Origin of the sequence: Fibrobacter sp. UBA4297 (assembly GCF_002394865.1) — a bacterium.
Taxonomy (GTDB): Bacteria; Fibrobacterota; Fibrobacteria; order Fibrobacterales; family Fibrobacteraceae; genus Fibrobacter.
The window spans coordinates 72,853-86,083 of the sequence record NZ_DGUZ01000019.1 but is presented as its reverse complement, the minus strand read 5'-3'; the positions used below and the strand labels follow the sequence as shown (position 1 = coordinate 86,083).

General features: G+C 50.3%; 9 protein-coding genes. 3 read left to right on the top strand and 6 right to left on the bottom strand.

The window, feature by feature from the left end; translation table 11 throughout:
* Positions 1-2: 2 nt before the first annotated feature.
* From B3A20_RS11095 to thiC, 5 genes are all read right to left on the bottom strand, one after another.
* The gene (locus tag B3A20_RS11095; protein ID WP_290764742.1) at positions 3-1,964 is read right to left on the bottom strand and encodes a sensor histidine kinase; all 1,962 of its coding nucleotides are present in this window, start codon (positions 1,962-1,964) and stop codon (positions 3-5) included.
* A gap of 212 nt (positions 1,965-2,176) precedes the next feature.
* Positions 2,177-3,331 carry a LysM peptidoglycan-binding domain-containing protein gene (locus B3A20_RS11090; protein WP_290764740.1) on the bottom strand — a complete coding sequence of 385 codons (1,155 nt, stop codon included), beginning with the start codon at positions 3,329-3,331 and terminating at the stop codon, positions 2,177-2,179.
* Positions 3,332-3,371: 40 nt separating this feature from the next.
* Positions 3,372-4,766, bottom strand: coding sequence for a hypothetical protein (locus B3A20_RS11085; RefSeq protein WP_290764738.1), 1,395 nt, complete (start codon positions 4,764-4,766; stop codon positions 3,372-3,374).
* A 21-nt stretch (positions 4,767-4,787) separates the two neighbouring features.
* Entirely contained in the window at positions 4,788-6,560 is a 1,773-nt protein-coding gene (locus B3A20_RS11080) for an AAA family ATPase (protein ID WP_290764735.1), read from the bottom strand.
* Positions 6,561-6,601: 41 nt separating this feature from the next.
* A complete protein-coding gene (gene thiC / locus B3A20_RS11075; RefSeq protein ID WP_290764733.1) occupies positions 6,602-8,218 on the bottom strand; it encodes a phosphomethylpyrimidine synthase ThiC in 1,617 nt (538 codons plus the stop codon).
* Positions 8,219-8,525: 307 nt separating this feature from the next.
* Here thiC and B3A20_RS11070 point away from each other — a divergent pair, with 307 nt between their 5' ends.
* Positions 8,526-8,699 (top strand): hypothetical protein, encoded by a 174-nt coding sequence (locus B3A20_RS11070; protein WP_290764731.1) that lies wholly within the window; start codon positions 8,526-8,528, stop codon positions 8,697-8,699.
* A gap of 3 nt (positions 8,700-8,702) precedes the next feature.
* On the top strand, positions 8,703-10,220 hold the full coding sequence (locus tag B3A20_RS11065) for a Na+/H+ antiporter NhaC family protein (protein WP_290764729.1): 1,518 nt from the start codon (positions 8,703-8,705) through the stop codon (positions 10,218-10,220).
* A gap of 139 nt (positions 10,221-10,359) precedes the next feature.
* Here B3A20_RS11065 and B3A20_RS11060 read toward each other — a convergent pair whose 3' ends face one another.
* A complete protein-coding gene (locus B3A20_RS11060) occupies positions 10,360-11,247 on the bottom strand; it encodes a DMT family transporter (protein WP_290764728.1) in 888 nt (295 codons plus the stop codon).
* A 180-nt stretch (positions 11,248-11,427) separates the two neighbouring features.
* Here B3A20_RS11060 and B3A20_RS11055 point away from each other — a divergent pair, with 180 nt between their 5' ends.
* Positions 11,428-13,095, top strand: coding sequence for a glutamine--tRNA ligase/YqeY domain fusion protein (locus B3A20_RS11055; protein ID WP_290764727.1), 1,668 nt, complete (start codon positions 11,428-11,430; stop codon positions 13,093-13,095).
* Positions 13,096-13,231: the final 136 nt, after the last annotated feature.

Below are 13,231 nucleotides of genomic sequence, written 5' to 3'. Positions count from 1 at the left end.
AATCATTCTGCCTTTTTGAATCTTACGGTAAAGGTGGAGCCTTTGCCGGGTTTGCTGGTGAGAGAAATGGTCGCCTTGTGGGTCTCGGCTACGCGTTTTACAATGGCAAGACCTAGGCCGGAACCTTTTGTGCTGCGCGTCATCTCGTCACCGACTCTATAAAAATCATTAAATATATTTTTTTGCTCTGACGATGGAATGCCTATACCCGTATCTGCCACGGAGAAAACGATTCTATCTTCGTCTGGAGAAACGGTTATCGTGATGTCGCCTGGAGCGTTTGTGTATTTAATTGCGTTTTCGATAAGGTTTTGTACTAAGCTGTAAAGAGCGGTGTAATCGCCAATGACGAATAGGTTCGGCTCAATTTTTGTATGGAACATCAGGCCTTTTTCGACGCCAATGTCTTCTACGTTATCAAAGACCTTCTGCACGCAGGCCGAAAAGTCGAGCTTTTCCCAGTGGAAACCGCCCTTGCCGTGTTCCATGCGCGTGTAGTTCAAAATGGCGCCAATGAGGTTTTCAAGGCGGGTTGCTTCTTTGCCGATAAGTCCTGAATATTCCTGCACTTTTTCGACTTTCTGTACGCGTCCGCGGGCCATCATTTCGGCAAACATCTTGATGGAGGTGAGCGGTGTCTTGAGCTCATGCGAAACGCTCGAAAGGAAGTTTGCCTTCATGGCGAGTAGCTTGTGTTCTTGCGTAAGGAATCTAAACATCACGACGGAACCGAGCAGCACGGTAATGAGCGAGAAAGACAAAAGCCCGTACATGAGGAACATGCGCTTGCGTGTCTCGTTCTTGATTTCGCTTAAGCCCTTTTCGTACAAGGTTAAGTTCCAGGCGATAACTTTGTCCAAAGTCACTTGCGCGAGTACGGCGGAACTGTCTGAAACATGGCCTAGAATAAGTGCTTTGTCTGAACCTTCGGTGATGGAGTAAGGAATCCCCTTCCAGCCTTGAGCGGATGTTTTGAGCTTGGAGCGCATGCGCTCGCGGTATTCATCGATGTTTACCTTGGCAAGCACCACCTGGTCGCCCGAGAGAATCGGGTAGCTCATCTTGATGAACGTCGACTTGTTGTCGCTCATGATGTCGATGCCGCTCTTAGACGTTGTTTCCCTGTTCAATAGCGATTGGACGATATCCTTGTTGTTGAAGAATATGTCCATGTAGCCAAGTTGTCGGTTGAAGTTCTCGCGCAGGTTCCAGAACGCTTCGCGCTTTTCCTGGCTTAAGTTTTCAAAGGAGAGGATTTGTGTGAATGCCGTTTCGAAAAAGAACTTTGCCGAAGGGAGGTTCTCGATGTTTTCGCTTTGCAAAAACTGGTTTAAGACCGCAATTGTGTAGTCTTCGGCTTCTTTGTGCTTCTTTTGCGCTACAAGAATTTCAAAGTGCAAAAGGTTCACCGAACGCGTAAGGTCCGAGTGGAGGTAGCCCTGCTGGTGCGGGTGCTCTTCGAGAATGTTCAAAAGGCGAAGTGCTTCGTCGTAGTCCTTGGTCTTGTAGGCTATGCGTATGAGTCCAAGGATATTCTGGATCTGGTCGTCGATGGATTCAAACGAAAAACGCAGTTGGCGGGCCGACTTGGAGAGGCTTACCGGCTGCGGCATGGCGGATGTGACATCTTCGCGGAACAGCATCCTTTCGAACTGGCTTGCGATGCTGTTGGAATAGTCCGATGTTTTCGAGAAATGCTTTGACGAAATGTCGGGGTAGATGAGAGTCCCGTTGTTGTACAGGAACATTGCCTCGATGCCGTTCACCGTCTTGAACTGTGTAGCGTTTCCGAAGTCGAGCAGGCTGTGCGGTTGTTCGTAAAGGTACAGCGATGCTGACTTGACTTCCTGGAATATCTTGCTCTGTTCCTTGCTGATTGTCGATTCGCACTGTTCGCGGAATGTAGCAACGCTTTCGTTATAGTTCTTTTGCGCAAGGAACGCCTCGTTCTGGATGTTTCTCACACTCAAGAACGAAAGAATTGCCGTCGGTAAGACAATTCCTCCTGCGAAAAAGGAAAGAAAGAGTAAATTGCTACGAGATATCCTCATTGGCGTCCATCCTTAAAATGGAATATGCGCCGACAGTTCAGGAAAATTGAGTATCAGGACACTCCCAGCCATGAGTATGGCTAGAATTGAAATAGCGATGCCTATTATAATTAATAAGTTCTTTGTCACTGAGCCAAGTTTGCCTGATGAGTTATGGATACCTTGTTTCCAACTTCAATGCGACGGCTGTTCGAATAGACTTCGCGAACAAGAACCGTGGATTCGTTATCGGAAGCTCTGGAGATGATGCCGCGTCCAAGAAGTCTCGGAGGGAGGCCTGCATCGGACTTGTCTTCTTCCCAAATTGCGATGGCATCCCCGGTATTGTACCCTTGCTTTGCACCTTTGTCCACCATTATGTAGGCGTATGCGCCGATGATGAGCATCGGGTCCATCGTGTAGCGGATCATAGCCATTTCTTCAAGCTTTGCTTCAGGAACGGCTGTGTAGCCAGTTACGTTCAGAACATTGAGCGGTTGTTTTAGACGCGCCTTGGCATGGTCCATCTTGATTTCCCTAAAGCTTTGGACAATCTTCGCTCTAGAAAGCGTGTCGCCAATAGCGGTAATCTTTGCATATCCCGTGAGTCTTACCAATGCATAGTTGTCAAAGCTCTTGCCTTTTTGCGTTGGCACTTCAATTGCGCGTGCATCCAGAATTTCGACGAGGTCGCCTTTCTTGAGGCTTGCATCTGTCTTACGGCCAATGCCTACGATAACTTCGGATTCTGGGATATGGATAATCGGTTCTTTCTTTTCTCCGGAGCGGATGGAGAAGAAACGCTGGTCCTTCTTGATGGAATCGAGCGTGTAGATTTCGGGGGCAAGAATCTGGTAGTAGCCGTTGAAAATCTTCGGAGCTGGGCGCTTTTTATAAAGGTAGGTGTCCGCAGCCTTTTTCTTCTTGTGCTTCTTGTCCTTGTCGCGGAGGTTTCCGAGCATGTTCTCGAAATCGCCGTTGCGGGCGTCACGTTCGTCACAGCCGACGGAGGTGATGCCCTTGGGCAAGTTGGAATCGGCGACAGCCGCTTCGCACGGTCTCGTTTTCGGGAGGCGGTAACCTTCATTGACTCCATCGCCTAAATAGATGGAGTCTCCCGGGTAAATCCAGTGCGGGTCTTCGATGTGCCTGTTATTTTCCCACAGGTCCGGCCAAGCGAACGGATCGTTTAAAAATTCGGCACTCAAGTCCCAGAGGGTATCGCCTTTTTTTACCACATAGGCAGATGCAATCAGAGCCGAAAGACCAAGACAGATCGAAGCACATTTTAAAAATCGCATACTATTCCCTAAGCAAAAATTTTGGTATTTGTTAAATAATTTAATCTTTTCTTTGCTTAAAAGTGGGCGTTTTTTGCACAAAATGCGGAATATCCGACGAATTCGAGCGCATGGGGCGTTCTTTCGGACGCTGGATATTGCGGGAACGATGTGCAAGGGCGGGGTTTTGACCCAAAATGCCAACTCTATCCGGCACGAACAAGAAGAGAATTTCAAAAGTGCCGCGGCCCGGTTCCATGTAGAGCGGGATGTTCTTGCGGAGCATGTAGCCCTCGTTACGGAAAGCCTTGATGGCCTTGGAGGCTGTTTCGAGGTTCCCGGTCTGGAGGAGGATGCGTTCGGGGCGAGAACCGGCGAGCGTGAGAATCATTTCCGAGGTGAGATTGTCGTTTATGCCCAGGTTCAGGTAGAACGTCCAGCGGCCTTCGGCGTTATCGCTCTTCGAGAAGAATTTCGAGACGAAGTTGGCGTCCAGGTGGCTGCGGTGGAAGCGCATGTTCTGCGTAACAAGGTTACGGATGTTCAGCTTGGAAGACTGCATGGCCACTTCGCGGCAGTCGAGCGATTCGACTTGCTTGAAGAATGGGGCGAGCGATGCCGAAACGTAAGAGGATCCGGAGCAGAATTCAAAGAAACGGTCTTCGCGATTCGGGTGGATGGCGTCCTTGATGCGTACGGGGAGGTTTAACCATGCATCCTTGATGCGCGGCGTCCAGTCGAGAACGTGCATGCTAAAGCCGGTTGAGGCAATTGGCATAAAGCTGCTGCCGAAGGAGCATTTGGATTCGACCTTCATGCCCTGTGCATCGGCGGGGTCGAAGAGACGGTCCGGTAAGCACTGGATCTGGTGGCAACTGATAACTTCGGGGCAGTTGCGTTCGATAAAGTCGACGAATGTCTTGTAGCCGTGTGCCGAAATCTTGCCTTTGACATTCACTTGTACGAGAAGCGCAAAGCGGCCGTCGCCTGTGGCGCGGAACCAGATTTGGCGCAATGCCTTTTTGAAGATGCGCAAATGTTCCTTGTGGAGCTGCTCCAGGACGCGCTTCACGAGCTCAATCGGCTTCATGTCGCGGGACGGTGCGTCAATGACCAGGTTTTCCTGGGCGCCGTGGTATTCCTTGATAATTCTCCAGTCGGAATTCTCAGGAGTTGCATCAGCGGTGAACCAGGCTTGCAACTTTCCCGGAATGCGGTCGTTTTCCATCCATGCGGCAACTTGGGTCTTGATGTCGTCGAACGAAAGAATTTTACGGACAACTGGCTTTTCGGCCTTTGCCTTCTTTTCTTCGAGTTCATCGTCCTTGCGGACATCGGATTTTCTGGAAGCGTGGAACTTGCCTCCGGCGAGGGGTTTGCCGATTCTGTTGCCCATGGTGTTACGGGCAATGCTGCCTTCGGAGCGGCGTGGAAAGCGATTGTTCTGTTTGTACATCTTTATAATCGTGTTGAATGTTTAAACTACAAATCTAGGATAAATCCAGGAGCATTCGCGGGCGAGAGTCTTCGGGAATTCGCGGAACGAGCCCTTAATTTGGTACGTGTTTAGGCTACCTTCAACCGGCGTGAGTGAAATGACACTGTCGGCACGCGATTCAAGGTAGGGGTATTCGCCAATGTTTGTGGACGTGACAACGGCGCAACCCGTGAGAGCGATAATCGAATCGACCATCTGCATCAGAATCTGGTGCGGGGAACCGCTGAGTCTTGAAGATTTCGGGTTGTGCAAAACGGCTGAAATCGGGTCTATTACGACGACCTTGTAATCGTGATTTTCGAGCTTCTTGGCGCCTTGAATGCGCTTTGCAATGAGCTGTGCGATTTCAAGCGGAGTAAGCGCTGAGCCGCGGAGATTCAGGAAACCGAATTTGAGCGTGTTGGGTTCAAGGTTGCGTTTTTCGCCAAGCAAAAAGAGACGGTTCAAGAACACGGACTTGGTGAGTTCCAAGTTGATGTACAGAACGTCGTTTTCGTTTGTCGTGTTGCCGAGCCAGTCTTCGCCGTGGCAGATGGAAAGTGCCATGTCCATAAGTGCAAGAGACTTTCCGCTTTTCGGCGGAGCTGTGAACAAGAAAAATTCACCCGCGCGGAGTACGTTCTCGATAATGCAGGGGTCTTTTTTCGGGGCTTCTTCGCTATCGCTAGCAAGTTCTACAAGCGGCTTTCCGTCAAGTGAGTATTCCGCCCATTCGCGCCATTCCGTGAAGTTCTTGGCACCTTGTTCCAAAGCGATGAGGTACTGCTGCTTGCCGTTGCGGAGCACGCCTGGCATGCGGACCATCTGGTTTGGATTGCGGTTGCCGTCATCGACTTTGAAACCCTGCGATTCAAGCGTCTGGAAAAGGAAGTCAACACGTTCCTTGTATTCTTCCTGGTCGTGCGCTTCGATCTTGATCCAGGCCTGCACGGAGTTTGCGCCCGTGTTTACAAGGGCGGCGCAGGGGAGATTCAAGGCCTTGTAGTAAGCGAGCTGCTTCGCGAGCGTCATCTTTGGGTTGTCTACGACAACGTAACGGTAATGCCAGCTTTCGTCGGTAGCGTCGGCGCCGCCTTTCACTGCGTTAATCGTGAGGAGCGCTCCGTCCGGACCGTCGAGCTGCTTCATGATTTTCTTGAGCGCTTCGTCTTGCGCGATAATCTTCGAGACGATTTCGCGAGAACCCGATGGCGTGTTCGAAATCTTGAATTCAACAGTCTCGTCGGGTTTGAACGTAGCCGCCAAGAGCTTTGCAAAGTCTTTGCGCCAGTCTGGAGCGGGCCATGGAATCGAGAGCGCTTCAGGGTCAATCTTGAAGTTCTGCAACAGCTCAAGAGACTGGTTGTCGAGACCGAGTGCAATCATCTGTTGCATCATCGTTGCCGAAAGCGGTGAGATGACTGTTGGACCCATCGTAGCGTAGCCCGGAGCCATGCCCGGCTGTGCCTGGGCGGCTTGAGCCTGTGGAGCTTGTGCGGGTTGCGCTGCTGCTTGAGCAGCTGCCTTTTGTTCGGCTTCGCGTTCGGTACGGCGCTTTTCTTCGGAGAAGGCGTTGCGCAAAATCTTCTCGACATCATCTGCCGAGAGCCCCTCGTCGCGAGCTTTGCCACCGAGCTGGAATGTGGCGTCCATGAACGTCCAGCCTTCGTCAAGCGCTGCAACGCCTGCTTGGAACAAAGCCTTCTTCAGTTCATTCTGGTCGGCGAATTTGCTCTTTACGAAGTCGTTAAGAATTTTCTTTCCGTTTTCCATGGACTCCTCCAATTCTCTCGAGTGGTTTGGTGAGTTTCAGTTTACTTCAGCGGGTCGCTGTTTGGGTCGAGCTTGCCGGTCTTTACGTATTCCTGAATGTCTTTAGAAATGCGCATTGAGCAGAACTTCGGACCGCACATCGAGCAGAAGTGCGAGGACTTCGCGCCATTGCCCGGGAGCGTTTCGTCGTGGAATTCTACGGCGCGTTCCGGGTCGAGCGAAAGCGCGAACTGGTCGTTCCAGCGGAAGCTGAAACGGGCGCGCGAAAGCGCGTCATCGCGGAAGTGTGCTGCAAAGTGGCCCTTGGCAAGGTCAGCTGCATGGGCGGCGAGCTTGTACGTCACCACGCCTTCACGCACGTCATTCTTGTCTGGGAGGCCCAAGTGTTCCTTCGGCGTCACGTAGCAGAGCATGGCGGTACCGAACCAGCCTATCATTGCAGCACCGATAGCAGACGTGATGTGGTCGTAACCCGGAGCAATATCTGTGGTGAGAGGGCCAAGCGTGTAGAACGGTGCGTTGTGGCACATTTCAATCTGGCGGTCCATGTTTTCGCGAATCTTGTGCATCGGCACGTGACCCGGACCTTCAATGATGACCTGAACGCCCTTCTTCCATGCGATTTCGGTGAGTTCGCCGAGCGTATCGAGTTCGGAGAACTGTGCCATGTCGTTTGCATCTGCAATGGAACCCGGACGCAGCCCATCGCCCAAAGAAACGCAAACGTCGTACTTAGCGAGAATGTCGCAGATTTCGTCGAAGTGCGTGTAGAGGAAGTTCTCTTGCTTGTGGACCATGCACCAGCGGGCGATGATAGAACCGCCACGGCTCACGATGCCTGTCGTGCGTTCGAGTGCAAACGGAATGTACTTGAGTAAAAGTCCTGCGTGGATCGTAAAGTAGTCGACGCCCTGTTCGGCCTGTTCAATAAGCGTATCGCGGAACACTTCCCACGTGAGGTCGTCAGCGATGCCGTTCACCTTTTCGAGTGCCTGGTACATCGGCACCGTTCCTATAGGTACTGGGCTGTTGCGCAAAATCCATTCGCGCGTTTCGTGGATGTCCTTGCCGGTCGAGAGGTCCATCACCGTATCTGCACCCCAGCGCACGGACCAAACCATCTTTTCGACTTCCTGTTCAATAGAAGAAGCGACAGAAGAGTTTCCGATGTTGGAGTTGATTTTCGTGAGGAAGTTACGTCCGATAATCATCGGTTCGCATTCCGGGTGGTTCACGTTGGCAGGGATGATGGCGCGGCCTTCGGCGAGTTCCTTGCGCACGAATTCCGGCGTGATGGCATCACCGTTGCTGCCAAAAATTTCGTCCATCTTCTGGTTTTCGCGGATGGCAACGTATTCCATTTCGCGAGTGATGACGCCTTCGCGGGCGTACTGCATCTGAGTCTTGTGGGCGCCGTCTTTTTCCAAGCGTTCGCGGATCCACGGTTCACGAATGCGTTCAAGTCCTTTCTTTACATCAATTGTCTTGTCGGGGTCGCCATAAGCGCCACTCGTATCGTAAACAGGGAGCACTGGGCATTTCGGGTCGTCGAGCGAAATTTCGCGCATGGCGACTTTCAAATCCGGGAAAATCTTACCGGGGACATAAATCTTGCGAGACTGCGGAAAAGGCTTGAAAAAGCCGTTGGATTCAGACATATTCGTTCCTTTTGTTCAATTACGAACCAAGTTCAAGGGGTATAATCTCAGCCCGCGTATTGTGTGCAGGCACCCCGCTTATAATATAGATAATTAAGTAGGAAATAGGCGGTAGACAGTAGGAAGTAGACAGTAGGAAGTGGTTAGTGGCTAGTGGTTAGGGAGGAAAGCTGTCATCCTCCATTAGGAGGAGCCTTACAGGGTCTTGTTGTAGTTAGAGACTTTTTTTGACGAAAAATGCAATTTTATTTTCGTGCAATAATTAGATTTTTTAGGTATTTTTTTGAAAAATGCAAAGGAGAATTTTATGTCGGAAAAAAAAATGAATAACCAGAGGGCTATCTATGCACTTTCTGACTTGAGAATGTACGCGAGTTCGCATTCCTTGGATGCGATTGATTACGCTATTGAAGTTTTGCAAAAATTGGAAAATGCAGGAATTAAAAATCCGCTCAAATCCTTAAAACCAGAGGAAAAGTAATTTATGGAACAGGCCACAAATACAATAATGGCTTATGGAACTTTCTGGGCTCTCGTGCCGGCTCTTGTCGCGATTATTCTCGCCCTTGTCAGTAAAGAAGTTTACTCGTCGCTTTTTGTGGGCGTCATTGTCGGTGGACTTCTTCTTTGCCAAGGAACAGGCTCGGGATTCTTCGATGCCGTTTTCAAGAATGGCTTGATTGCGAAAGTTGCAGACCCTTATAACGTGGGCATTCTCATATTCCTTGTTATGTTGGGTGCAATGGTCGCTCTCATGAATAGGGCGGGTGGTTCAGCCGCATTTGGCAACTGGGCTAAAACGCATATCAAGTCAAAAGTCGGTGCGCAAATTGCGACGATTTGCTTTGGAATCCTGATTTTTATCGATGACTATTTCAACTGCCTTACTGTCGGTAGCGTGATGCGCCCGGTAACAGACCGCTTCAAGGTGAGCCATGAAAAACTCGCGTATTTGATTGACTCTACCGCGGCTCCGATTTGCATTATCGCACCCATCAGCTCCTGGGCTGCTGCAGTTTCGGGATTCGTGGAAGGCGAGGATGGCCTTACGCTTTTCATCAAGGCAATTCCGTTTAACTTTTATGCTCTTTTGACAATTCTTACGTTGTTCTTGGTTGTCATTTGGAACGTGAATATCGGTCCGATGAAAAAGCATGAAATGCATACAAACGCTGTTGGCGGGAATTTGGAAGACTTGAATTTTACATCAACGAAAGGCAGAGTTTTGGATCTTGTGATGCCGATTGCATCTTTGATTGTGTTCTGTGTGCTGGGCATGATTTATACGGGTGGCTATTTTGCGTCAGGCGATGCGGCTAAGGGCTTTGTCGATGCTTTTGCTTCTAGTGATGCGTCTGTCGGTCTTGCAATTGGCTCGTTTGGCGCGTTTGTCTTTACCGTTTGTTTCTATATGAGTCGTCGCGTATTGCGCTTCGGTCACTGCATGGCTTGCTTGCCGGATGGCTTTAAGGCGATGGTTCCTGCAATTTTGATTTTGGCTTTGGCTTGGACGCTTAAGGGCACGACGGATGCGCTTGGTGCAAAGGAATTTGTGGCAGGCCTAGTGAAGGGCAGTGCCGCAGGATTCATGAACTTTATGCCTGCGATTATCTTTGTGATTGCGGCATTCCTCGCTTTTGCAACGGGAACTTCTTGGGGCACGTTCGGTATCCTTATCCCGATTGTCGTGGCGGCTTTTGGCGGTGTGGATTACAGCCTTATGGTTATCTCGATTTCGGCTTGCATGGCGGGTGCCGTTTGCGGAGACCACAGCTCTCCGATTTCGGATACGACGATTATGGCAAGTGCGGGTGCAGAATGCAATCACGTGAATCACGTCAATACGCAAATCCCGTATGTGCTTATTGTGGCTGCGATTTCATTTGTCACCTACATTATCGCAGGCTTTACCCGTAGCGCAATACTTTCGCTATTGTTCGGTTTTGTGCTGACCTTCGGTACGCTCGTGATGATCAAAAAGCGTGCCAAGAAAGAAGACTAATGCCGTTTCCGCGTCATCCTGAACGCAGTGAAGACAACTCAGAAGGCGAGTGTTGCAAAAATGAGTATACTCATTTTTATAACCGAGCCGAAGAGTTGGGGCTTTGCCCCATCCAGTAAAGTCTTGTAAAAACGAATGGCTATCTGCGTTTTATATTGACTTGCGCAAGGATGACGGCAGTGAACATTAGCACGCATCCGATTGCTTCTTGAAGGGTGAATCGCTCACCGAGCATCACCCATCCAGAAATCACGGAAAATACAGATTCAAGGCTCATCAATAGCGATGCTATGGTGGGCCTTAATTTGTTTTGCGCGATAATTTGCAATGTGAACGCCACACCGCTCGAAAGGATGGCCGCGTACAAAAGCGGAATCCACGGCTTGAATTGCGAATAGACGTCTATCACCGAGCCAAACCCCGCAAAATTTCCTTTCAAGTCCACGAAAAACATCGGGAAAATGGAAAGCGACGCCACCACTAGAAACTGTATTGCCGAAAGTCTCACATTGTCCATGTAAGGGCCGTACTTTCCGACGACGAGAATGTGTGCCGCAAAGGCGAGCGCGCAAAGCAACAGAATAATATCGGATGGCTGGATGGTAAAATCTTCTTTGATGCAGAGCAGGTATAGCCCTACGACTGTAATGGCGACGCAGAGCCAAATCTTTGGGGAAATCTTCTTGCCAAAAAATGTGCTTAGAATCGGAACGAAAATAATGTAGCACGCGGTCAGGAACCCAGCCTTCCCGGCTGAACATCCGAGAAAAAGCCCTGTCTGTTGCAAGTTCATTGCAAAGAAAAGCGTAAGCCCGCAGAAAAGTCCTGCTTTCCAGAGAGCTCTGTTTTCTTCTTTAGTTTTCGGTTTTCTAGGACTTTTGTTGAATTTGTCCAATACCTTCGCCAGTCCGAAAAGGACTCCTGTGGCGATGAAATTTCGCATGCACACGAAAGCGAACGGGCCGACGTCGTTCCCTTCGATTTGAGCGACAAATGTGGAACCCCACAGAAATGCCGCCAGTACCATTAAAAAACTATATCCAATATTTGCCATTCTAGCGTAAAAATAGAAATGCTTGTCAAAGATTGTTCAGTCTAAGCCCTAAGTTCAATAACCTTATATTGCCACTATTTCCTCACGTCTCACGTCTCTCGTCTATTTTCTATTTTCTAAATTTCCCTCGTAAAATTTTAAAAGGACCCTGTTATGGAAATCCCCGAATCTTCGAATTTTATTCAGGACATTATCGTTAACGACCTCCAGACCGGCAAGCGCGATCACGTGTTGACGCGTTTCCCGCCCGAACCGAACGGCTACATTCACATTGGCCACGCCAAGTCCATCTGCTTGAACTTCGGCACTGCCAAGAAGTTCGGCGGCTTTACGAACCTCCGCTTCGACGACACGAACCCGACCAAGGAAGATGTGGAATACGTCGATTCCATCCGCGAAGACGTGAAGTGGCTCGGCTTTGAATGGAAAGAAGAATTTTTCGCAAGCGACTACTACGACCAGATTTACGCCTTTGCCGAAAAGATGATTGAAATGGGCAAGGCTTACGTCGAAGATTTGACTCGCGACGAAATGCAGGAATACCGCGGCAACGATGCTGGCAAGCCCTCCCGCCCGAGCCCCTACCGCGACCGCAGCGTCGAAGAGAACATGAAGCTCTTCCACGAAATGCGCGACGGCAAGTACGCCGACGGTGAAAAGTGCCTCCGTGCCAAGGTTGACCTCGCAAGCCCGAACATGAACATGCGCGACCCGGTCATCTACCGCATCAAGCATTGCACGCACCATCGCACTGGCGACAAGTGGTGCATCTACCCGATGTACGACTTTGCCCACCCGATCAGCGACTGGATCGAAGGCATCACGCACTCCATCTGCACGCTCGAGTTCGAAGCCCACCGTCCGCTTTATGACTGGTTCCTCATTGAACTTGGTTTGCAGAACCGTCCGCAGCAGATTGAATTTGCTCGCTTGAACCTCACGTACACGATGATGAGTAAGAGGAAGCTCCTCGAACTTGTGCAGACAAAGGCTGTGCTTGGCTGGAACGACCCGCGTATGCCGACCGTTTGCGGTTTCCGCCGCCGTGGCTTTACCCCGAGTTCCATCCGCGAGTTCTGCAGCCGCATCGGTGTTTCCAAGGCCGACTCCATGGTCGATGTGAACCTCCTTTACTTCTGCATCCGCGAAGAATTGAACCAGACCGCTAACCGCGTGATGGCCGTGATTGATCCGGTCAAGCTCGTGATTGACAACTGGGAAGCGGGCAAGGTCGAAATGATCGAAGTCGAGAACAACCCGAATGACCCGAACGCAGGAACCCGCAAGGTGCCGTTCAGCGGTGAACTCTACATCGAAGCTGACGACTTTATGGAAGAACCGCCGAAGAAGTACTTCCGCTTGAAGCCGGAAGGCGAAGTCCGCCTCAAGGGCGCTTACTTTGTCACTTGCAAGAGCGTCGAAAAGGATGCAGACGGCAAGGTCAAGGTAATCCACTGCGTCTATGACCCGCAGAGCAAGGGTGGCGAATCTCCGGATGGCCGCAAGGTCAAGGGCACGATCCACTGGGTCTCTGCTGCACACGCTGTGGATGCCGAAGTGCGCCTCATCGATAACTTGTTCACGCTCGAAGATCCGTCTCAGGTTCCGGAAGGCGAAGACTGGCACGATTACCTGAACCCGAATTCCATGGTCATTAAGCAAGCGAAGGTGGAACCCGCTCTTGCCGACGCGAAGCTCGAAGACCGCTTCCAGTTTATGCGTCAGGGCTACTTCTGCCTCGATAGCGAAGACTCCAAGCCGGGTCACCTCGTATTCAACAGAACTGTGGGATTGAAAGATTCTTTCAACCCGACAAAGTAATTAAATAGTAGGAAGTAGACAGTAGGCGGTAGGAAGGAATTGTAATTAGAACATTTCTATTACATTCCTAACCACTAATCACTAACCACTTATTACTGAATCTTATTACCTCGGCTTAACCGTCGGGGTCTTTTGT

Coding starts and splice junctions, on each gene's coding strand:
- B3A20_RS11060 (WP_290764728.1), bottom strand. CDS start 11,247: ATGGTACTGGCGGCATTTCTGTGGGGTTCCACATTTGTCGCTCAAATC.
- B3A20_RS11055 (WP_290764727.1), top strand. CDS start 11,428: ATGGAAATCCCCGAATCTTCGAATTTTATTCAGGACATTATCGTTAAC.
- B3A20_RS11080 (WP_290764735.1), bottom strand. CDS start 6,560: ATGGAAAACGGAAAGAAAATTCTTAACGACTTCGTAAAGAGCAAATTC.
- B3A20_RS11065 (WP_290764729.1), top strand. CDS start 8,703: ATGGAACAGGCCACAAATACAATAATGGCTTATGGAACTTTCTGGGCT.
- B3A20_RS11085 (WP_290764738.1), bottom strand. CDS start 4,766: ATGTACAAACAGAACAATCGCTTTCCACGCCGCTCCGAAGGCAGCATT.
- B3A20_RS11090 (WP_290764740.1), bottom strand. CDS start 3,331: ATGCGATTTTTAAAATGTGCTTCGATCTGTCTTGGTCTTTCGGCTCTG.
- thiC (WP_290764733.1), bottom strand. CDS start 8,218: ATGTCTGAATCCAACGGCTTTTTCAAGCCTTTTCCGCAGTCTCGCAAG.
- B3A20_RS11070 (WP_290764731.1), top strand. CDS start 8,526: ATGTCGGAAAAAAAAATGAATAACCAGAGGGCTATCTATGCACTTTCT.